This is a genomic window from Streptomyces sp. XD-27, from assembly GCF_030553055.1.
Lineage (GTDB): Bacteria > Actinomycetota > Actinomycetes > Streptomycetales > Streptomycetaceae > Streptomyces.
In genome coordinates, this window is the sequence record NZ_CP130713.1 from 6,663,299 (window position 1) to 6,690,011 (window position 26,713).

Sequence of the window (26,713 nt, forward strand, 5' to 3'; positions counted from 1 at the left end):
GCGGACATGCAGTGTCCCAAGTGTCACGCGCCGATGCATACCTACGACCGCAACGGTGTCCAGATCGAGCAGTGCAGCGGCTGCCGGGGGATCTTCCTGGACTACGGCGAGCTGGAGGCGCTGACCCGGCTCGAGGCGCAGTGGACGCAGCCCGCCCCGCCGCCCCCCGCCCCGGCCCCGCAGGCGTACCCGGCGCAGCCGTACCCCGCGGCCCCGGCCCCCGCCTGGGGCGCTCCGCAGCACCACGGGCATCACGGGCACCACGGCCACAAGCGGGGTTTCGCCCACATGCTCTTCTCGTCCTGAGCCGCTGAGCCGCTGAAGTCCTGAGCGCTGGGCTGCCGAGTGCTCCTGAGCTCCCGAGCGCTCAGGAGCACTCCTGAGCCCGAGCCCCGGAGACGACTGAGGGCCGGAGCGTCTGCTCCGGCCCTCAGTCGATCGGTGTGGACGATACTGGGATTGAACCAGTGACCTCTTCCGTGTCAGGGAAGCGCTCTCCCGCTGAGCTAATCGTCCTCGGGACCGCGACCGCCATCATGCTCGGCGATCTCGGGTACAGCGTGCGCGATACTGGGATTGAACCAGTGACCTCTTCCGTGTCAGGGAAGCGCTCTCCCGCTGAGCTAATCGCGCGGGCAGGCCCTCGCGGGCCTGCGTCAGGTCCTCGCGGACCCAGTGGACGATACTGGGATTGAACCAGTGACCTCTTCCGTGTCAGGGAAGCGCTCTCCCGCTGAGCTAATCGTCCGTAGAGGTGGAGACGGGATTTGAACCCGTGTAGACGGCTTTGCAGGCCGTTGCCTCGCCTCTCGGCCACTCCACCAATCGCGGGGGACGGGAATCCCCCACTTCGAGCGGACGACGAGATTCGAACTCGCGACCCTCACCTTGGCAAGGTGATGCTCTACCAACTGAGCCACGTCCGCATATGTCCCCGGATGAGATCCGGGAGGCATCGTATCCCCGGGGCGCTTTCGCGTCCCGGCGACGTGTTGAACTCTAGCGGATTCCTGAGCCAGCTCAAATTCCGTTTGCCCAGCGTGCTGTGCTGCTCGCGGCGCGCTCACCCGCCGTTCACCCGCCTGAGGCAGCGTTCACCCGCCTGAGGCGGCCCGCCGGAGCCCGCCATACACTCGCAGGCGTGTACGACTTGCCCCCTCTGGCTCGCTTCGGCGGCCTCGTCGCCACTGACCTGCGCGATGTCACCCGGGACCCCGAAGCACTGGAGTCCGCGGGCTTCTGGGCGGTGGTCGCCGACTTCGAGGGCGGTCTGGTCTGCGCCCGCTTCGGGGACGTCCGCGGCGAGCCCGTTCCCCGGCCCGTACCCGGCGCCTGGCACGGCCCCGCGCCCACCGACTGGACCTCCTCCCTGGATCGGGACGGCTACGTCGCGGGCGTACGGCGGATCCGCCAGTACATAGCGGCCGGCGACGTCTACCAGGCCAACCTGTGCCGGGTGCTGACCGCGCCGCTGCCGGACCCGGCCCGCGCCGACGTCGACGCCCTCACCGCGCTGCTGGCGCGTGGCAACCCCGCCCCGTACGCCGGTACGGTCCGGCTGCCCGCCCACGGTGTGGAGGTCGCCACCGCCTCACCCGAGCTCTACCTGCGGCGCACCGGCCGCGCCGTGGAGTCCGGGCCGATCAAGGGCACCGGGCGGACGGCGGCGGACCTGCTGGAGAAGGACCACGCCGAGAACGTGATGATCGTGGACCTGGTCCGCAACGATCTCGGGCGGGTGTGCGCCACCGGCTCCGTGACCGTGCCCGCGCTGTGCGCGGTCGAGCCCCACCCCGGCCTGGTGCACCTGGTCTCCACCGTGCGCGGCGAGCTCGCCGAGGGGGCGGGCTGGCCGGAGCTGTTCGCCGCGACCTTCCCGCCCGGCTCGGTCACCGGCGCCCCCAAGTCCAGCGCGCTGCGGATCATCAAGGAGCTGGAGACCGCGCCCCGCGGGCCGTACTGCGGCGGCATCGGCTGGGTGGACGCCGACAGCGGCACCGGCGAGCTGGCCGTGGGCATCCGCACGTTCTGGATCGACCGCGCCCCCAGTGACCACCCGGGCGGCCCCGTGCTGCGCTTCGGCACCGGCGCGGGCATCACCTGGGGCTCCGACCCGGAGCGCGAATGGGACGAAACCGAACTGAAGGCCGCCCGGCTGCTCGCGGTAGCGTCGGGAGCGGCACATCAGCTGACGGGAGGGAACGCACGGTGAGGATCTGGCTCGATGGAGCGCTGCGGGACGTGGCCGACGCACGGGTGTCCGTGCTCGACCACGGGATGACCGTGGGGGACGGCGTCTTCGAGACCCTGAAGGCGGAGCACGGCAGGGCCTTCGCCGTCACCCGCCACCTGGAGCGCCTGGCCCGCTCCGCGCGTGGTCTGGGGCTGCCCGAGCCGGACCTGGACGAGGTGCGGCGGGCCTGCGCCGTCGTGCTGGAGGCCAACCCGATGCCGTTCGGCCGGCTGCGGATCACCTACACCGGCGGGCTGTCTCCGCTCGGCTCCGACCGGGGTACGACGGGCCCGACCCTCGCCGTCGCGCTCGGCGCATGCCCGCGCCGACCGGACACCACCGCCGTGATCACGGTCCCCTGGACCCGCAACGAGCGCGGGGCGCTGGCCGGTCTGAAGACCACCTCCTACGCCGAGAACGTCGTGGCGCTCGCCCGCGCGCACGAACAGGGCGCGTCCGAGGCGCTGTTCGCCAACACCGTCGGCCAACTCTGCGAAGGCACCGGCTCCAACGTCTTCGTCGTCCTCGACGGTGAACTGCACACCCCGCCGGTCGCCTCCGGCTGCCTGGCCGGCATCACCCGGGCCCTCGTGGTGCAGTGGGTCGGCGCCAAGGAGACGGACCTGCCCCTGGAGGCGCTGGACCGGGCCGAGGAGGTCTTCTTGACCTCCACGCTGCGGGACGTCCAGGCCGTGGCGCGGCTGGACGGCCGGTCGCTGCCGGGCGCGCCGGGCCCGATCACGGCCGAGGCCCTGCGGATCTTTACCGAGCGGTCGGCGGCGGACCCCGACCCCGCCTGACCCGCCGCCCCCGGGGCCGTACCGGCTGACCCGCCGGCCCCTGGGGCCGTAGGCCTGACCCGCCGCCCCCCCGGGGGGGCGTACGCCCGCCGGTTCGGGGAACGAAGATCCGAAAACCGGGGTGACGCGCCGCCCCGGGGCCGGGTAGAACACCAGGGTGACCACCACCTTGCGGCCCACCGGACCAGAGCAGCGCACCGAGGACGGCGGGCGAGCCCGCACGTACGACGTCTGCGTCAACAGCCGCCCCGTCGGCCGGATCGAGCTCGCCACCGACCACCGCTTCGGCCCCTCGGTGGGGCGGATCGAGCGGCTGGAGATCGATCCGGCGGACCGGCACCGCGGCCGGGGCACGGTCGCCGCGCTCGCCGCCGAGGAGGTGCTGCGCGGCTGGGGCTGCGAGCGGATCGAGGCCGCCGTCCCCGCCGGCGCCACGACCGCGCTCGGGCTCGCGGGGGCGCTGGGCTACGGCGAACGCGGTCGGAACATGATCAAGCACCTCGGCCGGGCCCCGGAACTGCCCGCGGGCAGCACGGACCGTCCCTTGTCGGACGCGGAGTATCCGGCGTGGCTGGCCCACGAGCGCGAGGGATACATACGGGAGTGGACCAGCCGCGGCGTCCCCGAGGACCAGGCGCGCGCCAAGGCGGACGACGACTACGCGCGGCTGTTGCCCCAGGGCCCGGCCACGCCCGGGGCGTGGCTGCGCATCCTGGCCCACGGCGGCACCGACGTGGGGACGATATGGGTCGCGCTGCACGACCCGCGCGGCGACCAGGGGGAGGCGTACGTGTACTCCGTCGAGGTCGCCGAGGACCACCGCGGCCGGGGCCACGGCCGCACCCTGATGCTGGTCGCCGAGCGCGAGTGCCTGGCGGCCGGCGCGCGCGCCCTCGGACTGCACGTCTTCGCGGGCAACACCCCGGCGCTGCGGCTGTACCAGTCGCTCGGCTACCGCCCGACCCAGTACAACCTCTTCAAGCAGCTGATCTAGGCCGAAGCCGCGGCCCCCGAGACGCGGCCTACTCGGCCAGCAGGCGGGCGGCGATCTCCTCGATGCGCTCGCGCAGCCCCTCCTGGCTCTTGCCGCCGTCGAGCCGCCCCCCGCCGATCACGTAGGTGGGCGTGCCGGTCACCCCGATCGCCTTGCCCTCGGCCTCGTCGGCGTCGACGATCAGCAGGTGCCGGCCGTCGATCAGCGCGGTGTCCATCTCCTCGGCGTCCAGGCCCAGTTCGCGCGCCACCTCCACGAGCAGCTCCTCGCCGCGCGCGCCCAGCTCCTCCGTACGCTCCAGCACCGCTTCGACGTACTCCCAGCCCCGGCCCTGCTCGGCCGCCTCCTCCGCGGCCTGCGCCGCCGCGCGGGCGTGCTTGTGCCGCTCCAGCGGGAAGTGCCGGAGCCGGATCTCGAGCCGGTCCCCGAACCGGTCGCGCAGCGCGCGCAGATCGGTCAGCGCGGTGCGGCAGTCGGGGCACTGGAGCTCGCACCACACGTCGAGGACGAGGGGGCGGGGAGGTCGGCGTCGCTCATGGGGCCAGTCTTCCAGCTCCCGCGGGTGTCCTCGAACCGGGATCCGGCCGGCACCCGGGGAGGAGGGCCGCCCCCGAGATGTCCCTGAGGCGGCCTTCGGATCGTGGCCCGCGGCGCGCCGCAGGGTGCAGGATGGAAGCACAGCTCCCATCGCCAGGAGGATCCGATGCTGATCGACACCGTGTGCGTCGCGCTCTCCGCGGGCGGCCTGGGCATCGCCCTGCTGACGGCGTACCGCAAGCGTTTCCTGGCCGCTGCCCGGATCGCCGCCTACGCGCTGATCCCCATCGGCCTGGCCATGACCGGGATCCTCGACTGGATCGCGGACCTGGTCTTCGACCCCACGGTGTGGCTCGGCTTCGCCGTGCTCGGCCTGTCCTGGCTGCTGTTCACGGTCACCCGCGCCGTGGAGCGGCGACGGACCCCGGAGCCGGACGGCGGCGAGAGCGCGGGGCGCACGGCGGTCCGCTCCTCGGACGGCCCCGGACGCCGGGTGCTGGGCAGGGGGAAGGCCAAGCGGTCGGCGGGCTCGGGCGACGAGGACCTCGCCGACATCGAGGCCATCCTCAAAAAACACGGGATCTGAGGTCCACCATCCGAGACGCGCCCCGAACTACCGGGTGAAAATGGCGCGTTGGCCATCGGGGCCTGCGCCGCTGGGCCATGATCGTGCCCGAGATGCTGCAATCACCAGGGGAGACCTCTCCCGTCGAGAGCCCGACCGTTCCGCCCAGCGAAGAGCCCCGTGGCTGTCTCTTCGCCCTCTCCCAGCCCCCGCTGATGCTCTTCCTCGGGGTCATCGGCGCACTGCTTCTGCTCACCGCGGTCCACGATCTGTACCGGTGGTGAGCGTCAGGGTGAGAGGTCACTCCGCGGCTTCGCGCCGCCGTGCCCGGTAGGCCGCGACGTGCAGCCGGTTGCCGCAGGTACGGCTGTCGCAGTAGCGGCGTGAGCGGTTGCGGGACAGGTCGACGAAGGCGCGTCCGCAGTCCGGTGCCTCGCAGCGCCGCAGCCGCTCGCGCTCGCCCGCGACCACCAGGAACGCCAGCGCCATGCCGCCGTCCGCGGCGAGGTGGTCGGCGACGGACGCGCCCGGCGCGAAGTAGTGCACGTGCCAGTCGTAGCCGTCGTGGTCGGTGAGCCGCGGGGTGGTGCCCGCGGCCGCGACCATCCGGTTCAGCAGGTCGACGGTGCTCCTGGTGTCGGTCGCGGCGAAGACCTGGGCGAACTGGTCGCGCACGCCGCGTACGGCCGCCAGGTCGCGTTCCCCGAGCGTCCCGACGTCGCTGATGTCGCTCTGTTCGACGAAGCGCCGCAGTGCGGCGACGTCGGCGAGGTCGTCGTGGCCCTCGCCCTGCGGCGCGGTGTTCACCAGCTCGACGACCACGTCGAGCGCGTACCGGGTGTCATGGTTGATCAGCACGGTGTTGGCTCCCTGGCCGGCCGGGGCGGCGGTGGCCGCTCAGCGGCCGCCGCCTTCGATCCTGCCGACTCTAGCGGCTGCGCGCGACGGTGCCGCCGCCACGGGACGCCGCGGCGACGGCACCGTCGTCACCTGTGCTGTGCCATTGCTGTGCCATTGTCGTGCGTGCGCCGTCTCCCCGAGTCGGACGGCGCGGTCTCTCAGCTTGTCCCGGACCTCCTCAGCTCTCCGCCAGGATGTGGGAGAGCTCCGTATCGAGATCGAAGTGGCGGTGCTCGGTGCCCGGGGGCACGGCGGCGTCGGTTCGCTTGAGGAACGATTCCAGGGCCCGCGCCGGGGCCTCGAGCAGAGCCTCGCCTTCCGGAGAGCTCAGGGCGATGCAGACGACGCCCTGACCGTGGCTGCGGGACGGCCAGACGCGGACGTCGCCGGTGCCCGTGGGCCGGTGCAGGCCCTCGGCGAGAAGGTCGCGGGCGAACACCCACTCGACCGTCTCCTCGGCTCCGGTGTGGAAGGTGGCGTGCACGGCATAAGGATCGGCCGTGTCATACCGCAGGCCCGCGGGTACAGGCAGTGAGGACTCGCTCGACACAACGAGGCGCAGGTGCAGCTCGCAGCTGACCGTGGTGTTCATAAGCGCCAGGGCCTTTCGCTCAGTGTGCGCTCGGGGATTCGCACGTCGGCGAAATCGACATGCCACCTACGGTGCCGTTGTAAACCCCTCTGCCCGTTTTGTGGGTGTTCTGATAGCTCGTGCGGCGGATTATTCGGCGCGTCGGTTCCGCCGTCCCGGTGACGCCGCGGCATCGGGTACGTTTGGTTATATGAATGCGGAGAGTGACGGTCGACAGGGCGTCGCCGATTCGGCGGCCGGCCCTGCGACGACGGGGGACGGCGCCAAGGCGGAACCGGCACTCGGTTCCAAGGCGCCGGGATTCATCAAGAGATCCCGTGCCCTGCACCTGAGCTGGCAGGTCGGAGTCTTCGTGGTGGGGCTCGCGGTCGTGGTCGTGGGCATCATCATGCTGCCCCTGCCCGGCCCCGGCTGGGTGGTGATCTTCGGCGGCATGGCGATCTGGGCGACCGAGTTCGTCTGGGCGCAGCTCGCGCTGCGCTGGACCAAGCGCAAGGTCACCGAGGCGGCGCAGCGCGCGCTGGATCCGAGGGTGCGGAAGCGGAACCTCACCCTGACGGTCATCACGCTGGTGATCTGCGCGGCCGCCGCCGCGGTCTACCTCTGGAAGTTCGGCATCGTCATGCCGTGGAAGATCGACGAGTGACCCAGGGCCCGCCCGTGACCGGCCGACGGTTGGTCACGGGCACCGTCTGACATGCGCTAATGTTGGGCCTGCGCCCGGGCGATTAGCTCAGTGGGAGAGCGCTTCGTTCACACCGAAGAGGTCACTGGTTCGAACCCAGTATCGCCCACCCGGACCGAGGGCCCGGAGGTTTCACAACCTCCGGGCCCTCGGCTTTGCCGCGCCGCACACTGAGCCCATGGACTGGTGCCACTACCGCTTCCGCAGCCGCTGGGACCTCGACGCCCCACCGGACGCCGTCTACGCGGCGCTCGCGGCCGCCGAGGACTACCCGCGCTGGTGGCCGCAGGTCCGCGAGGCGGCCCGCTACGAGGACGGCGGCGGCAGCGCCCGGATCCGTTCCCTCATTCCGTACGACCTCGCCGTGACCTCCGACCAGGTGCGTCAGGACCCGGCGGCGGGGGAGCTGTGGACCGCGCTCCACGGCGACCTGGAGGGCTGGGCGCGGTGGACCGTACACGCCCGTGGCGCCGGTACCCGCGCCCTCTTCGAGCAGGACGTCGTCGTCCGCAAGCCGCTGCTGCGCCGACTCGCCGTACCGGGCCGCCCCTCTTCCGCGCCAACCACGCGCTGATGATGCGCGGCGGCCTGCGCGGCCTGCGGGCGCTGCTGGCCGAGCGGGAGCGGGAACGGGACGGAAATGCGGTTTGAAGGAAGCCGCCCACGACCTGTATTGTTCAGGTCGTTCCGCCGGGCAGACCGGCCGGAAAGCCGGGGCGATTAGCTCAGTGGGAGAGCGCTTCGTTCACACCGAAGAGGTCACTGGTTCGAACCCAGTATCGCCCACCCCGACGAGGCCGGGCCGCCAACAGGCGGCCCGGCCTCGGGCATTGCCGAGGTCCTGCGCATTGCCGAGGTGCTACGCCGCGGCGGGCAGCTCCGGGCGCAGCGGCCACGCCGGGTCGCACGTCTCGTCCGAACCGTTGCGCGCGAACCACGCCTGGAGACCGCGGGCCTGTGCCGCGTACCACACCGCCTGGCGGGTGTGCAGCTCCGCCGGGCTCAGCCCCTCCAGCCGGGCCGCGAACCGGCGGCCGACCGCCCGGACGACCTCCAGCGCCGCGACCGCGTCGGCCGCCGCGTCGTGCGCGTCCAGCAGATCCACCGCGTAGTGGGCGCACAGGTCCGCCAGCGTACGGCGCCCCTTGCGATAGCGGTCCAGATGCTTGTCGAGCACCCGCGGATCGAGCACACACAGCGAACTGGTCGACAGATAGGCGGCCAGCGAGCGGTTCCGATGCCGCTTCAACTCCCGGTCCAGCAGCGTCAGATCGAACGGCGCGTTCATCACCACCAGCGGCGTGCCGCGCAACGACTGCTCCGCCAGCGCCCGCGCCACCTCCTCCATCACCGGCGCCGGCCACCGCCCGTGACGCTGCAGATGGTCGTCGGTCAGCCCGTGTATCGCGCTCGCCGCCTCCGGGACGGGCACCCCGGGGCTCACCAGCCACCGCATGACCTCCGGCACCCCGCCCGGCACGCGCTGTACGACCAGCGCGGCGGACACGATCCGGTCCTGTTCGACGTCGACACCCGTGGTCTCCGTGTCGAAGGCGGCGAGCGGTCCCTCGAACCAGCACGGCATGGCCCCAACTCCTCGTGCTTGCGTGCCGAATGGCAGATACGTCCGGGCCCGAGCAGGTGATACCCGAGGAGACCGGCCGCCGAACCGCCCTTCCCGCGCCGCCGACGCCCTTCGTTTGCCGGTACTCCGGCCAGGAGACAACACAGGTGTACGGTCCGGTGCTTCGCCGGACAGGCACGGCAAAGCCCGGAAGGCGATGGCGACATGGCGCTCGCGCAGCCCGACCCGGCCACCCAGGCGCACAGCCCGTCACCCGAGCCGATCGCCCCACTGCGCGGCGCGCTCGCCACCACCGCCTGCATGGAGACCCTTCAGGTGGGCTATCTGCACGCCGTCGCGGCCGCCGCCGGCTGCTCCCTGGCCCAGCCCTTCCCCGACAACGGCATCGACTGGCACGTCAGCCACAGCTCCCGCGGCCACACCGTCGACGACGAAGTGACGATCAAGGTGCAGCTGAAGTGCACGTACCAGCTCGGCCCCCGGCCGCCGGGCGCCACCTTCGCCTTCACCCTCGACAACGACCACCTGGTCAAGCTCGCCCGCAGCCCGGTGTCGGTGCACAAGATCCTCGTCGTGATGATCGCGCCCCGCCGCCAGGAGGACTGGCTCCGCGCCGGACACGACCGCCTCGCGCTGCGGCACTGTTGCTACTGGACCAACCTGGCGGGCCACCCGGTCACGGGCCGCCGCCGGACCACCGTGCGGATTCCGACCACGCGCGTCTTCGACGACCGCGCGCTCTGCGAGATCATGACCCGGGTCGGGCGGGAGGGAGACCCTGATGCACTGGCCGACCGACGAGCCCGTACCCACCCCGCATCCCGGCCAGGTCGACCCGGCCGTGCTCGGCGCGCTCCTCGCCCGGCACGGCTGGCGGCGCCGCGGCGGCGCACCGGGCCGGTACGCGCGCTGGACACCGCCCGGCCCCCTCGGCGGCACCAGCCTGCTCGTACCCGACAGCCGCGATTTCCCCGACAGCGGCGACCTGCTCGCCGAGGCGCTGACCGCGCTCGCCCGCAGCGCCGCGCCGACCGCCCGCGACGTGCTCATCGGCCTCACCGTCCCCAGCGACGAGATCCGCTGGTGGCGGGATGTCCCCGAGTCCGTCGAGGGGGCCGCGGCCTGGACCGCCCAGGAGCAGCTGCGGGCCGCCGCCCGCACGATGCTGCTCGCCGGCGCCCTGGCCGCCCAGGAACGCGCCGGCTACCACGGTGCCCGGCACCGCCGCGCGGTCGAGGCGACGCTCGACCGGGTCCTGGTCGGCCCCGTCACCCCGGCGCCCGGCGGCCGGGCGCTGACCGTGTTCGTCCCCGTCGCCGCCGGGCGGGCGGTCACGGCCGCCCTGCTGCGCGCGCTGTACGCCGCCCGCGACGCCGCCGACTACCAGCGGGCCACCGGCGGCATGGAGGCGTTCGACGCCGCGGTGGGGGCGGGCGTGAGCCGCGAGCTGACCGAGTCCCTGGTGGCGCTGGTACGGGGCAGCGAGGGCACCCGCGTCGCGCTGGAGTGGTCACCCGCCGCGGGCCCGCCGGACGGCTTCACGCCCCGGCCGGAACCGGTCGAGTTCACCCCGGGCGACCTGTCCGCGCTGCGCGAGGCCGGCGCACGCTACCTGCGGGACGAGCCGTCCGTCCCGGTCCGGATCACCGGCGCCGTCGTCCGGCTGCGCCGCGCCGCCCCGGAGGCCCCGGCATCGTACGGCTGAGGGTGCTCGCCGGGGCCGACGTCGACCAGGTGCGCATCGCCCTGGACGAGGACGACTACCGCATCGCGGGCCACGCGCACCTGGTCGGCCTCCCGGTCAGGGTCAGCGGCCGACTGGAGAGCCGGGGCGGCTTCCGCCGGCTCACCGGCGCGACCGGCGTGACCCCGGTCGAGGTCGACGAGGCCGAGCGGGACCGGCTGGTCAAGGCGCTCCAGGAGAACCTGGACTTCTTCGAGGAGGCGTGCGGCGGCGCTGCCGGCCTCTCCGACGACTGAGGCACGCGGTCGACGGCTGAGGAACGCGGTCGAGGACTGAGGAACGCGGTCAGGGCCGGGTCACGGCGGCAAACCGTTTCGCGGTCACACCCTCCGGCTCGGTACGATTCACGCTGCGCAGTGTCCGCTGCGACGCATCCATGAGTCAGGAGAGACCGGTGTCAGACGTCCGTGTGATCATCCAACGCGATTCCGAGCGGGAAGAGCGCGTGGTGACCACGGGCACGACGGCCGCGGACCTCTTCGACGGGGACCGCAGCATCGTCGCCGCGCGCGTGGCCGGACAGCTCAAGGACCTGGCGTACGAGGTCGCCGACGGCGACGAGGTCGAGCCGGTCGAGATCTCCAGCCCCGACGGCCTGGACATCCTGCGCCACTCCACCGCGCACGTGCTCGCGCAGGCCGTGCAGGAGCTGTTCCCGGAGGCGAAGCTGGGCATCGGCCCGCCGATCCGCGACGGCTTCTACTACGACTTCGACGTCGAGAACCCGTTCCACCCGGACGATCTCAAGCGCATCGAGAAGAAGATGCAGGAGATCCAGAAGCGCGGGCAGAAGTTCGCCCGCCGCGTGGTGACCGACGAGGCCGCCCGCGAGGAGCTGGCCGACGAGCCGTACAAGCTGGAGCTGATCGGCCTCAAGGGCTCGGCCGCCGACGCCGCCGAGGGCGCCTCCGCCGAGGTCGGCGCGGGCGAGCTGACCATCTACGACAACCTGGACGCCAAGACCGGCGACCTGTGCTGGAAGGACCTCTGCCGCGGTCCGCACCTGCCCAGCACCCGCGTCATCCCGGCCTTCAAGCTGATGCGCAGCGCCGGTGCCTACTGGCGCGGCAGCGAGAAGAACCCGATGCTCCAGCGCATCTACGGCACCGCCTGGCCGTCCAAGGACGAGCTCAAGGCGCACCTGGAGTTCCTGGCCGAGGCCGAGAAGCGCGATCACCGCAAGCTCGGCAACGAGCTGGACCTGTTCTCCATCCCGGAGGAGCTGGGCTCGGGCCTCGCGGTCTTCCACCCCAAGGGCGGTGTGATCCGCCGGGTCATGGAGGACTACTCGCGCAAGCGGCACGAGGAGTCGGACTACGAGTTCGTCAACACCCCGCACATCACGAAGGCCAACCTCTTCGAGACCTCGGGGCACCTGCCGCACTACGCCGAGTCGATGTTCCCGCCCATGGAGTTCGAGGGGCAGGACTACTACCTCAAGGCCATGAACTGCCCGATGCACAACCTGATCTTCAGGGCGCGCGGGCGGTCCTACCGTGAGCTGCCGCTGCGGCTCTTCGAGTTCGGCACGGTCTACCGCTACGAGAAGTCCGGCGTGGTCCACGGTCTGACCCGTGCCCGCGGCTTCACCCAGGACGACTCGCACATCTACTGCACCAAGGAGCAGATGGGCGACGAGCTGGACAGCCTGCTCACCTTCGTCCTGAACCTGCTGCGCGACTACGGCCTGACCGACTTCTACCTGGAGCTGTCCACCCGCGACGAGTCCGAGAAGTTCATCGGTGAGCCGGAGGAGTGGGAGGAGGCCACCGAGACCTTGCGCCAGGCCGCGGAGAAGCAGGGCCTGGACCTGGTCATGGACCCGGGCGGCGCGGCGTACTACGGGCCGAAGATCTCGGTCCAGGCGAAGGACGCCATCGGCCGTACCTGGCAGATGTCGACGCTCCAGGTGGACTTCCAGCAGCCGAAGCGGTTCAACCTGGAGTACACCGCGGCGGACGGCTCCCGGCAGACCCCGGTCATGATCCACCGCGCGCTGTTCGGCTCCATCGAGCGGTTCTTCGCGGTGCTCCTGGAGCACTACGCGGGCGCGTTCCCGGCGTGGCTGGCCCCGGTCCAGGCGGTCGGCATCCCGATCGGCGACGCGCACGTGCCGTACCTGCGGGAGTTCGCGGCCCAGGCGAAGGCCAAGGGGCTGCGGATGGAGGTCGACGCGTCCTCCGACCGCATGCAGAAGAAGATCCGCAACGCCCAGAAGGCCAAGGTGCCGTTCATGGTCATCGCGGGTGACGACGACGTGGCGCAGAACGCGGTGTCGTTCCGCTACCGCGACGGGTCGCAGAAGAACGGCATTCCGGTCGCGGAAGCGCTCGCCGAGATCGCCAAGGCCGTCGAGGACCGCGTCCAGGTCTGATCCGCGCACACGGTCACGGGCCCCGGGGCACTGCCCCCGGGGCCCGTTCTTCTGCCCATACGCCATATGCTGGCCCGCATGACGAGTGAGCCGGAGCAGCAGATCGGAGTCGGCACCCAGGACGCCTTTCAGCGTCTGTGGACGCCTCATCGGATGGCGTACATCCAGGGCGAGAACAAGCCGACCGGCCCGGGCGCCGGCGACGGCTGCCCCTTCTGCACCATTCCGGAGAAGTCGGACGAGGACGGGCTCATCATCGCCCGGGGCCGCCATGTGTACGCGGTGCTGAACCTGTACCCGTACAACGGCGGCCACCTCATGGTCGTGCCGTTCCGGCACGTCGCCGACTACACCGAGCTGGACGGCCACGAGACGGTCGAGCTGGCGGAGTTCACCAAGGCGGCCATGGTCGCGCTGCGCACCGCGTCGGGCGCGCACGGTTTCAACATCGGCATGAACCAGGGCGCCGCAGCCGGCGCCGGGATCGCCGCGCATCTGCACCAGCACGTGGTGCCGCGCTGGGGCGGGGACACCAACTTCATGCCGGTCGTCGGCCACACCAAGGTGCTGCCGCAGCTGCTCGCCGACACCCGGCGGATGCTCGCCGGCGCCTGGCCGCTGTCGTAGCGGCGGCCAGGCGGCGCCGGCCGCGCGCCACAACGCCATGCGGTTCCACCACGCCTTGCGGCGCCACTACGCCATGTACTCGTCGGCCTTCGACGGCACCGGGGCCTGGACGGCGCCGCTGAGGAACGTCGCCCGCTGCCCGAACTTCTCGGTGTCCACGCCGTTGTCCTTGAGCACCCGGATCGCCGCCTCGTGGACCACGCGCAGGACGGGGGTGGCCGCCCGTAGCGCGTCGTCGGCCATGAAGCGGTGGCGCCACGGCTTGTCCGCCCAGGCGTGCCGCAGCCCGAACGGCTCGGGCAGGGTGAGCTTGCCGCCCAGGTAGTCCAGCAGCGGCGGGTACCACGTGAAGGGGGCGCGCGCGGCGAGCCGTACCACCTCCTTGGCGTCCACCAGCGGCAGCGGGATGTCCTTGGTCTCCCAGAACTTGATCGTCTTGCTGACCGTCTTGGTCGGCGCCGTGGGCTTGCTGGTGAACAGCGGGTGGACCGGGCCCAGCGCGTGCCCGGTGACCTCGATCCGCAGCGTGTTGTGCAGGTACGTCACCGTGACCAGCATGGTGATCACCAACTGGCCGTCCCACAGCACGAACTGCACGCCCAGGTAATGCCGGTCGCCGGCGCCGAACTGCTGCTGGTCGCAGATCCGCTGGAGGTCGACGCCCTTTATCTGGTAGCCCTCTTCCTCGGTGGTGCCGCCGCGCGCCACCTCCTTGGCGCCCTCGCCGACGGGGGAGACCACCCAGTGCCGGACGGAGGGCGGGGGGAAGCCGCCGGTGTGCAGCGAGCCGCGCTCCAGCAGCCGCAGCTGGTCGTGGACGGCCTTGATGACGTCCCAGCTGCGGAAGGGGTTGATCTCCTTGCCCTCTTCGGCCGGCACCAGGTCCTCGGCCAGCTGCCAGCTGGCCCAGCGGGTGCCCATGCCGAGTATGCCCTTGCCGCCCGCGTAGAAGACGACGTTGCTGTACTGCTCGGCGGTGAGCTTCTCCAGGCCCTTGCGGAGCTGCTCGGCGGCGCCGCCCGGCGCGCTCGGCACGGCCTCGGGGATCTTGGCGCCGACGCCGCCGCCGGAGAGCAGGCCCGTCCAGCGGTCCCGCAGGTCCTCGGCCGTGCGCTCGCTGATCCGCTTCGCCAGCCACCAGCCGATCACCGGCGCCACCGGGACCGCGCGCAGATACCAGCCGAGCGGTCCGCCGAGCGGCATCTTGATCATGAGGAAGACGACGCCGGCGGCCAGGACGACCAGCAGCAGCGTGCCCGCCGCGCCGACCCGCTTGTCCTGCGCCCCGGCGAACGTACGGCGCAACTGGAAGGCGCCCAGCCACAGCAGCACGCCCGGCAGGAACAGCAGCCCGAAGACGACCATCAGCGCGGTCAGGCGGGCGTCGCGCTGCCGGCGGATGCGATTGGCCGCCAGGCAGTGCTCCACGACCGTCTGCGGCTCGGTGCCGAAGGACTGGATCAGCTGCTTGCGTCCGCCGCCGAGCATCCGCAGCTGCACCGCTCGCGCGAACGCCTCACCCAGATTGGGCTCGAAGAGGGATATCCGGGGCGCTTTGACCTCCGACACGGCCCACTCGGAGTTGGCGTCCAGCAGTTTGGCCACCGGGCTGTCACGGTACGCCGCCGACGCGAGGGCCTGCGTCGCCGCGGTCTGTCCCGCCGCCCCCGTGAGCGGGACCTGTGCCCCGGGACTGAAATCGTATCCGTCCGTCACCAACGCCCCCAATAACGCATGCTGCTTGAGCTGCGGTATCAGGGTATCCACCGAGGGTGCCCCCTGTCGCCGGGGCGTGTGAGAAGCCGCCCGCCCAAGGGGAGTTGGACGGACGGCGGTGAGGATCAGGCCGCGGCGGTGGCCTGTTCCCGGACGCGTTCCGCCAGCTGAGGGGGCATCGGCTCGTGCCGGGCGTAGTCGCGGCTGAACCGCCCGGTGCCGTGCGACAGCGAGCGCAGGTCGATCGCGTACCGTCCGATCTCGATCTCCGGGACCTCGGCGCGGATCAGGGTGAGGCCGCCGCCGGACTGCTCGGTCCCCATGACGCGGCCGCGCCGCCCCGACAGATCGCTCATCACCGGGCCCACGTACTCGTCGGAGACGAGCACCCGCACCTCGGCGACCGGCTCCAGCAGATGGATCGGGACGTCGGCGGCCGCCTCCCGCAGGGCGAGGGCGCCCGCGGTCTGGAAGGCGGCGTCGGAGGAGTCCACCGAGTGCGCCTTGCCGTCGAGCAGGGTGACCCGTACGTCGACCAGCGGGTATCCGGCGGCGACGCCGCGGGCCGCCTGGGCCCGGATGCCCTTCTCCACGGACGGGATGAACTGGCGCGGCACCGCGCCGCCCACCACCTTGTCCACGAACTCGATGCCGGAGCCGCCGGGCAGCGGCTCCACCCGGATCTCGCAGATCGCGTACTGGCCGTGGCCGCCGGACTGCTTGACGTGCCGTCCGCGCCCGGCCGCCGCGGCGCCGAACGTCTCGCGCAGCGACACCTTGTGCGGGATGGTGTCGACCTGGACGCCGTACCGGGTGCGCAGCCGCTCCAGCGCCACGTCCCGGTGCGCCTCGCCCAGGCACCACAGCACCACCTGGTGGGTGTCCTGGTTCTGCTCCAGGCGCATCGTCGGGTCCTCGGCCACCAGCCGGGCCAGGCCCTGGGAGAGCTTGTCCTCGTCCGCCTTGCTGTGTGCGTGGATGGCCACCGGCAGGAGCGGGTCGGGCATCTCCCACGGGGCCATCAGCAGCGGCTGGTCCTTCGCGGACAGGGTGTCGCCGGTCTCGGCGTGGTTGAGCTTGGCGACGCAGGCCAGGTCTCCGGCGATGGCCTGGGCCAGGGTGCGCTGCTGCTTGCCGAACGGCGCGGACAGGGCGCCCACCCGCTCGTCCACGTCGTGGTCCTCGTGGCCCCGGTCCTCCAGGCCGTGTCCGGACACGTGCACCGTCTCGTCCGGGCGCAGGGTCCCGGAGAAGACCCGCACCAGGGAGATGCGGCCGACGTACGGATCGGAGGAGGTCTTGACCACCTCGGCGGCCAGCGGGCCGTCGGGATCGCACGTCAGCGGCGGGCGCCGGGCGCCGTCGGGGGTGGTGACGGCGGGTACCTCGCGCTCCATCGGGGTGGGGAAGCCGCCGGTGACCAGCTCCAGCAGCTCGATCGTGCCCAGCCCGTGCCGGGCTCCTTCGGCGGCGGGCGCGGCGGCCAGCACGGGGTGGAAGGTGCCGCGCGCGACGGCCTTCTCCAGGTCCTCGACCAGGGTCTTCATGTCGATCTCGGCGCCGCCGAGATAGCGGTCCATGAGGGTCTCGTCCTCGCTCTCGGCGATGATGCCCTCGATGAGCCGGTTCCGGGCCTCGGCGATCCGTGGCAGCAGCTCGTCGGCGGGTGTGGTCTCCTTCCGTTCGCCGGACGCGTAGTCGAAGACCCGCTCGGACAGCAGGCCGATCAGCCCGGTGACGGGACTGTGCCCGTCCGCGCCCGCCGTGCCGCGCAGCGGCAGGTACAGCGGCAGTACGGCGTCGGGGTCGTCGCCGCCGAACGCCGCCTGGCACGTCTGGACCATCTCCTCGAAGCCGGCCCGCGCCGACTCCAGGTGGGTGATCACCAGTGCGCGGGGCATGCCGACGGCCGCGCACTCCTCCCACACCATGCGGGTCGCGCCGTCCACCCCGTCCGCCGCCGAGACGACGAAGAGGGCCGCGTCCGCGGCTCGCAGACCGGCCCTCAGCTCCCCGACGAAGTCGGCGTACCCGGGGGTGTCCAGTAGGTTGATCTTGATCCCGCCCCATGCGACGGGAACCAGGGACAGCTGCACGGAGCGCTGCTGCCGGTGCTCGATCTCGTCGTAGTCGGAGAGCGAGCCGCCGTCCTCGACCCGGCCCGCCCGATTGACCGCGCCCGTCGCCAGCGCCAGCGCCTCCACCAATGTGGTCTTGCCCGATCCACTGTGGCCGACCAGCACCACGTTCCGTACGGAGCCGGGCTGGTCGGCCGGCATAGCCCTGCCGGCGGCCCCTGGGTTCGTCTCGGTCCTCGTCCTCACGCCCATGTGTCTCGCCTCCCGGTCGACACCTGCGGTACTTCGAGCTTTCCACCGCGCTCACCAGCCGTCCATACGTCGCACACCCGGGCGTATCGTGATGCGTCCGCTCGGGCCGCCGGGCGCGTGGCTACGATGGGCCAGCCGGTGGCCTCTTGGCCGCTCGGCCCGTATCGACCCTCTGGGAAGGCCATGCTGAACAAGTACGCGCGTGCGTTCTTCACGCGTGTTCTCACACCGTTCGCCGCCCTGCTCATCCGCCTCGGAGTCAGCCCCGACGCGGTGACCCTCGCCGGGACCGGCGGTGTGATCGCGGGTGCGCTGGTCTTCTTCCCCCAGGGCGAGTTCTTCTGGGGCACGATCACGATCACCCTGTTCGTCTTCTCGGACCTGGTGGACGGGAACATGGCGCGGCAACTGGGCCGCTCCAGTCGCTGGGGCGCCTTCCTGGACTCCACCCTCGACCGGGTCGCGGACGGCGCGATCTTCGGCGGGCTCGCGCTGTGGTACGCGGGCGGCGGGGACGACAACGTGCTGTGCGCGGTCGCCATCTTCTGCCTGGCCAGCGGCCAGGTGGTGTCGTACACCAAGGCGCGCGGCGAGAGCATCGGCCTGCCGGTGAACGTGAACGGGCTGGTGGAGCGCGCCGAGCGGCTGGTGATCTCGCTGGTGGCGGCCGGTTTCGCGGGTCTGCACAAGTTCGGGGTCCCGCACATCGACATCCTGCTGCCGATCGCGCTGTGGATCGTCGCCCTCGGCAGCTTCGTCACGCTCGTCCAGCGGATGGTCACCGTCCGCAGGGAGTCCGCCGAGGCGGACGCGGCGGACGCACGGACCGCCGCGGCGACCCCAGGAGGCGACGCGCGGTGAGGGAACGGCTGACCGACGCGCTGTACGGACTCGGCTGGGGCACGGTCAAGAAGCTCCCCGAACCGGTTGCCGTCGGGCTCGGCCGGATAATCGCCGACCAGGCGTGGAAGCGGCGGGGCAAGGGCGTGCTGCGCCTGGAGGCCAACCTGGCGCGGGTGGTCCCCGACGCCTCGCCGCCGCGCCTCGCCGAGCTGTCGCGCGCGGGCATGCGCTCGTACATGCGGTACTGGATGGAGTCCTTCCGGCTCCCGGCGTGGAGCAAGGAGCGCGTAAGGAACGGCTTCGACCTCGCCGACGGGCACCATCTCAGGGACGGGCTGGCCAGCGGGCGCGGCGTCGTCCTGGCGCTGCCGCACATGGCCAACTACGACCTGGCGGGGGCCTGGGTCACCACCGAGCTCGGCGTACCCTTCACCACCGTCGCCGAGCGGCTCAAGCCGGAGACGCTGTACGACCGCTTCGTGGCCTACCGGGAGGGACTGGGCATGGAGGTGCTGCCGCACACCGGCGGCAGCGCCTTCGGGACGCTCGCCCGGCGGCTGCGCGCCGGGGGCCTGGTGTGCCTGGTCGCCGACCGCGACCTGTCGGCGTCGGGCGTCGAGGTGGAGTTCTTCGGCGGGACGGCCAAGATGCCGGCGGGACCGGCCCGGCTCGCCGCCCAGACCGGGGCGCTGCTGCTGCCGGTCACGCTCTGGTACGACGACTCCCCGGTGATGCGGGGACGGGTGCATCCGCCGATCGAGGTCCCCGCGACCGGCACCCGGGCGGAGCAGGCGGCGGCCATGACGCAGGAACTGGCCGACGCGTTCGCAGCCGGGATCGCCGCGCACCCGGAGGACTGGCACATGCTCCAGCGGCTGTGGCCGGCGGACCTGGACCCGGCGGCCGGCCCGGGGAACGGCGAGGACCAGGCGCTGGGGAACGGGTTGCCGGCGCAGCCGGACCGCACCGGGTCCGGTTCCGGCCGGGCGGCGGCCGGGCCGCAGCGCGACGAGAGCCCCGGAACGGAGAAGCCGTGAGGATCGGGATCGTCTGCCCGTACTCGTGGGACGTCCCCGGTGGCGTCCAGTTCCACATCCGCGACCTGGCCGACCACCTGATCCGGGGCGGCCACGAGGTGTCCGTGCTCGCCCCGGCGGACGACGGCACCCCGCTGCCCCCGTACGTGGTCTCCGCGGGCAGGGCCGTCCCCGTGCCGTACAACGGCTCGGTCGCGCGGCTGAACTTCGGCTTCCTGTCCGCCGCGCGGGTCCGGCGCTGGCTGCACGAGGGCGCCTTCGACGTCATCCACATCCACGAACCCGCCTCGCCCTCGCTCGGGCTGCTGTCCTGCTGGGCGGCGCAAGGGCCCATCGTGGCCACCTTCCACACCTCCAACCCGCGCTCCCGCGCCATGATCGCCGCCTACCCGATCCTCCAGCCGGCGCTGGAGAAGATCAGCGCCCGGATCGCGGTGAGCGAGTACGCGCGGCGCACCCTGGTCGAGCACCTGGGCGGCGACGCCGTCGTGATCCCCAACGGCGTCGACGTCGACTTCTTCGCGCGGGCCGAGCCCAGGAAGGAGTGGCAGGGCGGCACGCTCGGGTTCATCGGCCGGATCGACGAACCCCGCAAGGGGCTGCCGGTGCTCATGCGCGCCCTGCCGCGCATCCTGGCGGAGCGGCCGGAGACCCGGCTGCTGGTCGCCGGGCGGGGCGACGAGCGGGAGGCGGTGGCGGGACTGCCGCCCGGGATGCGGGACCGGGTCGAGTTCCTCGGTATGGTCAGCGACGAGGACAAGGCGCGGCTGCTGCGCAGCGTGGACGTGTACGTCGCGCCGAACACGGGCGGGGAGAGCTTCGGCATCATCCTGGTCGAGGCCATGTCGGCGGGCGCGCCGGTGCTCGCCAGCGACCTCGACGCGTTCGGCCAGGTCCTGGCCGGGGGAGAGGCGGGCGAACTCTTCGCCAACGAGGACGCGGAGGCGCTGGCCGCGTCGGTGGTCCGGCTCCTGGGCGACCCGGCCCGCCGCGCCGAACTGAGCGACCGGGCCCGCCGGCACGTCCGCCGCTTCGACTGGTCCACGGTCGGGGCGGACATCCTGGCGGTGTACGAGACGGTGGCGGCGGGCGCGGCGTCGGTGGCGGCGGACGAACGCACGGGGCTGCGCGCGCGGTGGGGACTGGCGCGGGACTGACCCGCCTCCGGGCGCGGGACCGATCCGCCTGCCGGCGCGGGACCGGTGGCGTCTGCCGGCTCCCCTTCCGCGGGGAGTGCGCCGACGCGCCCCGCGGCAGGCGTCGGGGCCGCGCTGCGCCGTCCGGGTGACAACCGTCGCCGGGGGCACCTCGGTGGCACCCCCGAACGGAGTCCGAGGCCGCGCCGAGGCAGGTACCGTGGCGCGCCGTGAGCACTCTCATCTGGATCGCGGCCCTCCTCGTTCTCGTCGCCGTCTACTTGAGCTGGACCGCGGGCCGCCTCGACCGCCTGCACAGCCGCCTGGACGCGGCGCGGGCGGCGCTGGACGCCCAGCTGCTGCGGCGCGCCTCGGTCGCCCAGGAGCTGGCCACCGCGGGCGTGCTGGACCCGGCCGCCTCGATCGTGCTCTACGAGTCCGCGCACGCCGCCCGGCAGGCCGAGGAGGAGCACCGCGAGGTCGCCGAGAGCGAACTGAGCCAGACGCTGCGGGTCGTGTTCGGGGAGTCGGCGCAGGTGGAGGCCGTACAGGCGGCGCCGGGCGGCGAGGCCACGCTGGGTGAGCTGGCGGAGGCCGTACGGCGGGTGCCGATGGCGCGGCGGTTCCACAACGACGCGGTGCGCTCGGCCCGCGCGCTGCGCCGGCACCGCACGGTCCGGCTGCTTCGGCTCGCCGGGCACGCGCCGTTCCCGCTGGCCTTCGAGATGGACGACGAGCCCCCGGCGACCCTGGTGGCACGAGCGGCCTGAGCGCCGTACCAGGCCACCGGCACAGGGCGGGCCGCGCTGTACCCCGCCACTGGAACGGGGCGGCCTGAGCCCCGTATCCACGCCACTGGCACGGGCGCACTGAGCGCCGTACCACCCCGCTGGCCTGCTCTTCCTCCCGCCTTCGGGACCACCGGGCAATCCACTGGCCTCGGATTGGCCCTTGCCGCCGGACCCCGTCGGCCGGTTTTGTCTGTCTGTCGCGTTTTTTCATCATCGAGTGAGGTCAACCGTGTCCAGCACGCTTCCCAGCACGCCCCGCCCCGACGAGGCTCCCGCCACCGGCACCGCGCGCGTGAAGCGCGGCATGGCCGAGCAGCTCAAGGGCGGCGTGATCATGGACGTCGTCACCCCGGAGCAGGCCAAGATCGCCGAGGACGCCGGCGCCGTCGCCGTCATGGCCCTGGAGCGTGTGCCCGCCGACATCCGCAAGGACGGCGGCGTCGCCCGGATGTCCGACCCGGACATGATCGAGGGCATCATCGACGCCGTCTCCATCCCGGTCATGGCCAAGTCCCGGATCGGCCACTTCGTCGAGGCCCAGGTGCTCCAGTCCCTCGGCGTCGACTACATCGACGAGTCCGAGGTGCTCACCCCCGCCGACGAGGTCAACCACAGCGACAAGTGGTCGTTCACGACCCCCTTCGTCTGCGGCGCCACCAACCTGGGCGAGGCCCTGCGCCGGATCGCCGAGGGCGCGGCCATGATCCGCTCCAAGGGCGAGGCCGGCACCGGCAACGTCGTCGAGGCCGTCCGCCACCTGCGCCAGATCAAGAACGAGATCGCCAAGCTGCGCGGCTTCGACAACCACGAGCTGTACGCCGCCGCCAAGGAGCTGCGTGCCCCGTACGAGCTCGTCAAGGAGGTCGCCGAGCTCGGCAAGCTCCCGGTGGTGCTCTTCTCCGCGGGCGGCGTCGCCACCCCGGCCGACGCCGCGCTGATGCGCCAGCTCGGCGCGGAGGGCGTCTTCGTCGGCTCCGGCATCTTCAAGTCCGGCGACCCGGCCAAGCGCGCCGCCGCGATCGTGAAGGCCACCACCTTCTACGACGACCCCAAGATCATCGCGGACGCGTCCCGCAACCTCGGCGAGGCCATGGTGGGCATCAACTGCGACACCCTCCCCGAGGCCGAGCGCTACGCCAAGCGCGGCTGGTAACCACCCTCGTCCCGCGGCGCCGCCGCGGAGCGACCCTGCGATGGACGGCCCCGTGGCACCGCGGGCCGTCCATCGGCCGTCCCCGTCCCGGAACAGTTCGAGAGGTCCCCTCCGTGTCCACCCCCGTTATCGGCGTACTGGCCCTCCAAGGCGACGTCCGCGAGCACCTCGTCGCGCTCGCCGCGGCCGACGCGCTGGCCCGCCCGGTCCGCCGCCCCGAGGAGCTCGCCGAGATCGACGGCCTGGTGATCCCCGGCGGCGAGTCCACCACCATGTCCAAGCTCGCCGTCATCTTCGGCGTACTGGAACCGCTGCGCGCGCGGATCCGGGACGGCCTGCCGGTCTACGGCACCTGCGCCGGTATGATCATGGTCGCCGACAAGATCCTGGACGGCCGCGAGGACCAGGAGACTCTCGGCGGCGTCGACATGATCGTGCGGCGCAACGCCTTCGGCCGCCAGAACGAGTCCTTCGAGGCCACGATCGACGTCGCGGGCATCGAGGGCGGCCCCGTGGACGGCGTGTTCATCCGCGCGCCGTGGGTGGAGTCGGTGGGCGGCGCCGTCGAGGTGCTCGCCAGGTACGACGGCCACACCGTCGCCGTACGCCAGGGCAACGTCCTCGCCACGTCCTTCCACCCCGAGCTGACCGGCGACCACCGCGTGCACGGGCTCTTCGTCGACATGGTGCGCGCAGCCCGTTGAGCAGATCCCGGTAGGATCGCAGACGTTCGGATCTCAGAGAGTTACGCGAAGGAGACAGGCAGATGTCCGGCCACTCTAAATGGGCTACGACGAAGCACAAGAAGGCCGTGATCGACGCCAAGCGCGGCAAGCTCTTCGCGAAGCTGATCAAGAACATCGAGGTCGCGGCGCGCATGGGCGGCGTCGATCTGGAAGGCAACCCGACGCTCTACGACGCCGTCCAGAAGGCCAAGAAGCAGTCGGTCCCGAACAAGAACATCGACTCCGCGATCAAGCGCGGCGGCGGTCTCGAGGCGGGCGGCGCCGACTACGAGACGATCATGTACGAGGGTTACGGCCCCAACGGTGTCGCGGTGCTCATCGAGTGCCTCACCGACAACCGCAACCGCGCCGCCTCGGACGTGCGCGTCGCCATGACCCGCAACGGCGGCTCGATGGCCGACCCGGGCTCGGTGTCGTACCTGTTCAACCGCAAGGGCGTGGTGATCGTCCCCAAGGGCGAGCTGAGCGAGGACGACGTGCTCGGCGCGGTCCTCGACGCGGGCGCCGAGGAGGTCAACGACCTCGGCGAGAACTTCGAGGTCATCAGCGAGGCCACCGACCTGGTCGCGGTGCGCACCGCCCTCGTGGAGGCCGGGATCGACTACGACTCGGCCGACGCCAACTTCGTCCCGACCATGCAGGTCCAGCTGGACGAGGAGGGCGCGCGCAAGATCTTCAAGCTGATCGACGCGCTGGAGGACAGCGACGACGTGCAGAACGTCTTCGCCAACTTCGACGTCACGGACGAGGTCATGGAGAAGGTCGGCTGACACCAGCCGCACCAGGGGCCGGCGGGACACACGTCCCGTCGGCCCTCGCGTTGTCAGTGGCGGCCGCTACTGTCAGGGACTGATGACCGAGACGGCGCCGGAAGGGGGGCGTGCGATGCGGGTGCTGGGCGTGGACCCGGGACTGACCCGGTGCGGCATCGGCGTGGTCGAGGGCGCCGCGGGCCGCCCCCTGCACCTGCGCGGCGTCGGCGTCGTACGGACCCCGGCGGACGCGGACACCCCCGACCGCCTGGTCCTCATCGAGCGCGGCATAGAGGAGTGGTTGGACGCCCACCGTCCCGAATTCGTCGCGGTGGAGCGGGTGTTCAGCCAGCACAACGTGCGGACCGTGATGGGCACCGCCCAGGCCAGCGCGGTGGCCATGCTCTGCGCCGCGCGCCGCGGACTGCCCGTCGCCCTGCACACGCCCAGCGAGGTCAAGGCCGCCGTCACCGGCTCGGGGCGCGCCGACAAGGCACAGGTCGGCGCCATGGTCACCCGGCTGCTGCGGCTGGACGCGCCGCCCAAGCCGGCCGACGCCGCCGACGCGCTCGCGCTGGCCATCTGCCACATCTGGCGCGCCCCGGCGACGAACCGGCTCCAGCGGGCCGTCGCCGCGCACCGCGCCACGACGTCCCGACCGTCCTCCGGCCCGCTGCCCGGGGGACCCCAGAGAGGCACCACATGATCGCCTTCGTCAGCGGCCCGGTGGCCGCACTCGCGCCCGACACCGCCGTCATCGAGGTCGGCGGCGTCGGCATGGCGGTGCAGTGCAGCCCGGGCACCCTGTCCGCGCTGCGGATCGGCGAGCCCGCCCGGCTCGCCACCTCCCTCGTCGTCCGCGAGGACTCCCTGACGCTGTACGGCTTCGCCGACGACGACGAGCGGCAGGTCTTCGAGCTGCTCCAGACCGCCAGCGGCGTGGGCCCCCGGCTCGCCCAGGCCATGCTCGCCGTGCACACGCCCGACGCGCTGCGCGTCGCGGTCGCCACCGGCGACGAGAAGGCGCTCACCGCCGTCCCCGGCATCGGCAAGAAGGGCGCCCAGCGGCTGCTGCTGGAGCTCAAGGACCGGCTCGGCGCGCCGACCAGTCAGGCGGCGGCCCCCGCCGCCGCGCCCGGCCACCGCGCCTCCGACTGGCGCGAGCAGCTCAGCGCCGCCCTGGTCGGGCTCGGATACGCCGCGCGGGAGGCGGAGGAGGCCGTCGCCGCCGTCGCACCGCAGGCCGAGGCCGCCACCGCCGCCGGCGGCCGGCCGCAGGTCCCCCAGCTGCTGCGCGCCGCCCTCCAGACCCTGAACCGGGCGCGATGAGCCGAAGCAGCCGACCGCACCACCCCGCCCCGCAACGAACCGTGAGGTTTCACCCGTGAACTGGGATGACGAGCCCGTACCCGCGCCCGCGACCGGCCTGCCCGCCGCAGGCGACCGGCTCGTCGGCGCGGCCGCCGACGGCGAGGAGCAGGCCATCGAGGCCGCGCTGCGCCCGAAGGACCTCGGCGAATTCGTCGGCCAGGAGCGCGTCCGCGAGCAGCTCGACCTCGTCCTGAAGGCGGCGCGGCAGCGCGGCGGCACCGCCGACCACGTGCTGCTCTCCGGCGCCCCGGGCCTCGGCAAGACCACCCTCTCCATGATCATCGCGGCCGAGATGGGCGCCCCGATCCGCATCACCTCCGGGCCCGCCATCCAGCACGCCGGCGACCTCGCCGCGATCCTGTCCTCGCTCACCGAGGGCGAGGTGCTCTTCCTCGACGAGATCCACCGCATGTCCCGGCCCGCCGAGGAGATGCTGTACATGGCCATGGAGGACTTCCGGGTCGACGTCATCGTCGGCAAGGGCCCCGGTGCCACCGCGATCCCGCTCGAACTGCCGCCCTTCACCCTGGTCGGCGCCACCACCCGGGCCGGGCTGCTGCCGCCGCCGCTGCGCGACCGCTTCGGCTTCACCGGCCACATGGAGTTCTACGCCCCGGCCGAGCTGGAGCGCGTCCTCCACCGCTCCGCCCACCTGCTCGACGTCACGCTGGATCCCGAGGGCGCCGCCGAGATCGCCGGCCGGTCCCGGGGCACGCCGCGCATCGCCAACCGGCTGCTGCGCCGGGTCCGGGATTACGCCCAGGTCAAGGCGGACGGCCTGATCACCGCCGAGATCGCCGGCCGGGCCCTGGAGGTGTACGACGTGGACGCCCGCGGCCTGGACCGGCTGGACCGCGGGGTGCTGACCGCCCTGCTCACCCTGTTCGGCGGCGGCCCGGTCGGCCTGTCCACCCTCGCCGTCGCGGTGGGGGAGGAGCGCGAGACGGTGGAGGAGGTCGCGGAGCCCTTCCTGGTCCGCGAGGGCCTGCTGGCCCGTACGCCGCGCGGCCGGGTCGCCACCCCCGCGGCCTGGGCCCACCTCGGGATCGCCCCGCCGCGGCAGGGCGCCGGCGGGGGCGGACAGACCGGCTTGTTCGAAGCGTGACCGGGACGTGGCGGCGCGGAGACTGGTCCGGTCAGGAACCCTGGTGCCATGCTGGGCGTTGTTCCTTAGGCGCGGGCTCGCTTAGACTCCGCCGATG

Annotated in this window: 25 protein-coding genes, 7 tRNA genes and 3 pseudogenes; 24 read left to right on the forward strand and 11 right to left on the reverse strand. The window is 72.4% G+C overall.

What is annotated here, in order from left to right; translation table 11 throughout:
* Nucleotides 1-6: 6 nt before the first annotated feature.
* Nucleotides 7-306 carry a zf-TFIIB domain-containing protein gene (locus Q3Y56_RS29055; protein WP_304464752.1) on the forward strand — a complete coding sequence of 100 codons (300 nt, stop codon included), beginning with the start codon at nucleotides 7-9 and terminating at the stop codon, nucleotides 304-306.
* A gap of 138 nt (nucleotides 307-444) precedes the next feature.
* Here the strand turns inward: Q3Y56_RS29055 and Q3Y56_RS29060 are convergent.
* The 5 genes from Q3Y56_RS29060 to Q3Y56_RS29080 all read right to left on the reverse strand — a co-directional run bounded on the left by Q3Y56_RS29060 (nucleotide 445) and on the right by Q3Y56_RS29080 (nucleotide 926).
* Nucleotides 445-516, reverse strand: a tRNA-Val gene (locus tag Q3Y56_RS29060).
* A gap of 45 nt (nucleotides 517-561) precedes the next feature.
* Nucleotides 562-633: transfer RNA gene (locus Q3Y56_RS29065), tRNA-Val, on the reverse strand.
* Nucleotides 634-676: 43 nt separating this feature from the next.
* A tRNA-Val gene (locus Q3Y56_RS29070) sits at nucleotides 677-748 on the reverse strand.
* A 4-nt stretch (nucleotides 749-752) separates the two neighbouring features.
* Nucleotides 753-823, reverse strand: a tRNA-Cys gene (locus Q3Y56_RS29075).
* Between the two features lie 30 nt (nucleotides 824-853).
* Nucleotides 854-926: transfer RNA gene (locus Q3Y56_RS29080), tRNA-Gly, on the reverse strand.
* Nucleotides 927-1,141: 215 nt separating this feature from the next.
* Between Q3Y56_RS29080 and Q3Y56_RS29085 the strand changes: the two genes are divergently transcribed.
* The 3 genes from Q3Y56_RS29085 (at nucleotide 1,142) to Q3Y56_RS29095 (ending at nucleotide 4,027) form a co-directional block, all read left to right on the forward strand.
* Nucleotides 1,142-2,212, forward strand: a complete 1,071-nt coding sequence (locus Q3Y56_RS29085) for a chorismate-binding protein (RefSeq protein WP_304464753.1) — start codon at nucleotides 1,142-1,144, stop codon at nucleotides 2,210-2,212.
* Nucleotides 2,209-3,033, forward strand: coding sequence for an aminotransferase class IV (locus tag Q3Y56_RS29090; RefSeq protein WP_304464754.1), 825 nt, complete (start codon nucleotides 2,209-2,211; stop codon nucleotides 3,031-3,033). The genes Q3Y56_RS29085 and Q3Y56_RS29090 overlap by 4 nt, the downstream gene beginning before the upstream one ends.
* 157 nt (nucleotides 3,034-3,190) lie before the next feature.
* On the forward strand, nucleotides 3,191-4,027 hold the full coding sequence (locus Q3Y56_RS29095) for a GNAT family N-acetyltransferase (RefSeq protein ID WP_304464755.1): 837 nt from the start codon (nucleotides 3,191-3,193) through the stop codon (nucleotides 4,025-4,027).
* Between the two features lie 28 nt (nucleotides 4,028-4,055).
* Here Q3Y56_RS29095 and Q3Y56_RS29100 read toward each other — a convergent pair whose 3' ends face one another.
* Nucleotides 4,056-4,526: a DsbA family protein gene (locus Q3Y56_RS29100; RefSeq protein ID WP_304464756.1), complete on the reverse strand. Its 471-nt coding sequence runs from the start codon at nucleotides 4,524-4,526 to the stop codon at nucleotides 4,056-4,058.
* 204 nt (nucleotides 4,527-4,730) lie between these two features.
* Between Q3Y56_RS29100 and Q3Y56_RS29105 the strand changes: the two genes are divergently transcribed.
* Together Q3Y56_RS29105 and Q3Y56_RS29110 are read left to right on the forward strand one after the other, a co-directional pair.
* Entirely contained in the window at nucleotides 4,731-5,150 is a 420-nt protein-coding gene (locus Q3Y56_RS29105) for a hypothetical protein (RefSeq protein WP_304464757.1), read from the forward strand.
* A 92-nt stretch (nucleotides 5,151-5,242) separates the two neighbouring features.
* On the forward strand, nucleotides 5,243-5,413 hold the full coding sequence (locus Q3Y56_RS29110; RefSeq protein WP_304464758.1) for a hypothetical protein: 171 nt from the start codon (nucleotides 5,243-5,245) through the stop codon (nucleotides 5,411-5,413).
* Nucleotides 5,414-5,429: 16 nt separating this feature from the next.
* On the opposite strand, the gene Q3Y56_RS29115 is transcribed toward Q3Y56_RS29110, so the two are convergent.
* Together Q3Y56_RS29115 and Q3Y56_RS29120 are read right to left on the reverse strand one after the other, a co-directional pair.
* A complete protein-coding gene (locus Q3Y56_RS29115; protein ID WP_304464759.1) occupies nucleotides 5,430-5,987 on the reverse strand; it encodes a CGNR zinc finger domain-containing protein in 558 nt (185 codons plus the stop codon).
* 220 nt (nucleotides 5,988-6,207) lie between these two features.
* Nucleotides 6,208-6,621 carry an SsgA family sporulation/cell division regulator gene (locus Q3Y56_RS29120; RefSeq protein WP_003959770.1) on the reverse strand — a complete coding sequence of 138 codons (414 nt, stop codon included), beginning with the start codon at nucleotides 6,619-6,621 and terminating at the stop codon, nucleotides 6,208-6,210.
* A 190-nt stretch (nucleotides 6,622-6,811) separates the two neighbouring features.
* Between Q3Y56_RS29120 and Q3Y56_RS29125 the strand changes: the two genes are divergently transcribed.
* From Q3Y56_RS29125 to Q3Y56_RS29140, 4 genes and pseudogenes are all read left to right on the forward strand, one after another.
* Entirely contained in the window at nucleotides 6,812-7,267 is a 456-nt protein-coding gene (locus Q3Y56_RS29125) for a TIGR02611 family protein (protein ID WP_304464760.1), read from the forward strand.
* A 76-nt stretch (nucleotides 7,268-7,343) separates the two neighbouring features.
* Nucleotides 7,344-7,415, forward strand: a tRNA-Val gene (locus tag Q3Y56_RS29130).
* 69 nt (nucleotides 7,416-7,484) lie between these two features.
* Nucleotides 7,485-7,957 (forward strand): annotated as a pseudogene (locus Q3Y56_RS29135) (SRPBCC family protein).
* Between the two features lie 63 nt (nucleotides 7,958-8,020).
* Nucleotides 8,021-8,092: transfer RNA gene (locus tag Q3Y56_RS29140), tRNA-Val, on the forward strand.
* Nucleotides 8,093-8,165: 73 nt separating this feature from the next.
* Here Q3Y56_RS29140 and Q3Y56_RS29145 read toward each other — a convergent pair.
* Entirely contained in the window at nucleotides 8,166-8,891 is a 726-nt protein-coding gene (locus tag Q3Y56_RS29145; RefSeq protein WP_304464761.1) for an exonuclease domain-containing protein, read from the reverse strand.
* 204 nt (nucleotides 8,892-9,095) lie between these two features.
* Here Q3Y56_RS29145 and Q3Y56_RS29150 point away from each other — a divergent pair.
* The 4 genes and pseudogenes from Q3Y56_RS29150 to Q3Y56_RS29165 all read left to right on the forward strand — a co-directional run.
* Nucleotides 9,096-9,671, forward strand: a pseudogene (locus Q3Y56_RS29150) (DUF4365 domain-containing protein); the annotation flags it as partial.
* Nucleotide 9,672: 1 nt separating this feature from the next.
* Nucleotides 9,673-10,871: pseudogene (locus Q3Y56_RS29155) on the forward strand (hypothetical protein).
* Nucleotides 10,872-11,029: 158 nt separating this feature from the next.
* Nucleotides 11,030-13,009 (forward strand): threonine--tRNA ligase, encoded by a 1,980-nt coding sequence (gene thrS, locus Q3Y56_RS29160; RefSeq protein WP_304464762.1) that lies wholly within the window; start codon nucleotides 11,030-11,032, stop codon nucleotides 13,007-13,009.
* Nucleotides 13,010-13,075: 66 nt separating this feature from the next.
* On the forward strand, nucleotides 13,076-13,636 hold the full coding sequence (locus tag Q3Y56_RS29165) for an HIT domain-containing protein (protein ID WP_304464763.1): 561 nt from the start codon (nucleotides 13,076-13,078) through the stop codon (nucleotides 13,634-13,636).
* A gap of 66 nt (nucleotides 13,637-13,702) precedes the next feature.
* Here the strand turns inward: Q3Y56_RS29165 and Q3Y56_RS29170 are convergent, their stop codons facing one another.
* Together Q3Y56_RS29170 and Q3Y56_RS29175 are read right to left on the reverse strand one after the other, a co-directional pair.
* Entirely contained in the window at nucleotides 13,703-15,352 is a 1,650-nt protein-coding gene (locus tag Q3Y56_RS29170) for a hypothetical protein (RefSeq protein ID WP_304464764.1), read from the reverse strand.
* A 125-nt stretch (nucleotides 15,353-15,477) separates the two neighbouring features.
* Complete coding sequence (locus Q3Y56_RS29175; RefSeq protein WP_304464765.1) at nucleotides 15,478-17,682, reverse strand: elongation factor G-like protein EF-G2; 2,205 nt, start codon at nucleotides 17,680-17,682, stop codon at nucleotides 15,478-15,480.
* Between the two features lie 183 nt (nucleotides 17,683-17,865).
* Between Q3Y56_RS29175 and pgsA the strand changes: the two genes are divergently transcribed.
* From pgsA to ruvB, 10 genes are all read left to right on the forward strand, one after another.
* A complete protein-coding gene (gene pgsA / locus Q3Y56_RS29180) occupies nucleotides 17,866-18,543 on the forward strand; it encodes a phosphatidylinositol phosphate synthase (protein WP_304464766.1) in 678 nt (225 codons plus the stop codon).
* Entirely contained in the window at nucleotides 18,540-19,562 is a 1,023-nt protein-coding gene (locus tag Q3Y56_RS29185; RefSeq protein ID WP_304464767.1) for a phosphatidylinositol mannoside acyltransferase, read from the forward strand. The genes pgsA and Q3Y56_RS29185 overlap by 4 nt, the downstream gene beginning before the upstream one ends.
* A complete protein-coding gene (locus Q3Y56_RS29190) occupies nucleotides 19,559-20,719 on the forward strand; it encodes a glycosyltransferase family 4 protein (protein WP_304464768.1) in 1,161 nt (386 codons plus the stop codon). Before Q3Y56_RS29185 ends, Q3Y56_RS29190 begins: the two co-directional genes overlap by 4 nt.
* 209 nt (nucleotides 20,720-20,928) lie before the next feature.
* On the forward strand, nucleotides 20,929-21,468 hold the full coding sequence (locus tag Q3Y56_RS29195) for a hypothetical protein (protein WP_304464769.1): 540 nt from the start codon (nucleotides 20,929-20,931) through the stop codon (nucleotides 21,466-21,468).
* Between the two features lie 325 nt (nucleotides 21,469-21,793).
* A complete protein-coding gene (pdxS, locus tag Q3Y56_RS29200) occupies nucleotides 21,794-22,642 on the forward strand; it encodes a pyridoxal 5'-phosphate synthase lyase subunit PdxS (protein WP_304465849.1) in 849 nt (282 codons plus the stop codon).
* 113 nt (nucleotides 22,643-22,755) lie between these two features.
* On the forward strand, nucleotides 22,756-23,346 hold the full coding sequence (gene pdxT, locus Q3Y56_RS29205; RefSeq protein WP_304464770.1) for a pyridoxal 5'-phosphate synthase glutaminase subunit PdxT: 591 nt from the start codon (nucleotides 22,756-22,758) through the stop codon (nucleotides 23,344-23,346).
* A 62-nt stretch (nucleotides 23,347-23,408) separates the two neighbouring features.
* Nucleotides 23,409-24,158 carry a YebC/PmpR family DNA-binding transcriptional regulator gene (locus Q3Y56_RS29210; RefSeq protein WP_304464771.1) on the forward strand — a complete coding sequence of 250 codons (750 nt, stop codon included), beginning with the start codon at nucleotides 23,409-23,411 and terminating at the stop codon, nucleotides 24,156-24,158.
* Nucleotides 24,159-24,273: 115 nt separating this feature from the next.
* Nucleotides 24,274-24,846, forward strand: a complete 573-nt coding sequence (gene ruvC / locus Q3Y56_RS29215; RefSeq protein WP_304465850.1) for a crossover junction endodeoxyribonuclease RuvC — start codon at nucleotides 24,274-24,276, stop codon at nucleotides 24,844-24,846.
* The gene (gene ruvA / locus Q3Y56_RS29220) at nucleotides 24,843-25,469 is read left to right on the forward strand and encodes a Holliday junction branch migration protein RuvA (protein WP_304464772.1); all 627 of its coding nucleotides are present in this window, start codon (nucleotides 24,843-24,845) and stop codon (nucleotides 25,467-25,469) included. Before ruvC ends, ruvA begins: the two co-directional genes overlap by 4 nt.
* Before the next feature lie 55 nt (nucleotides 25,470-25,524).
* The gene (ruvB, locus tag Q3Y56_RS29225) at nucleotides 25,525-26,616 is read left to right on the forward strand and encodes a Holliday junction branch migration DNA helicase RuvB (protein ID WP_304464773.1); all 1,092 of its coding nucleotides are present in this window, start codon (nucleotides 25,525-25,527) and stop codon (nucleotides 26,614-26,616) included.
* Nucleotides 26,617-26,713 lie beyond the last annotated feature (97 nt).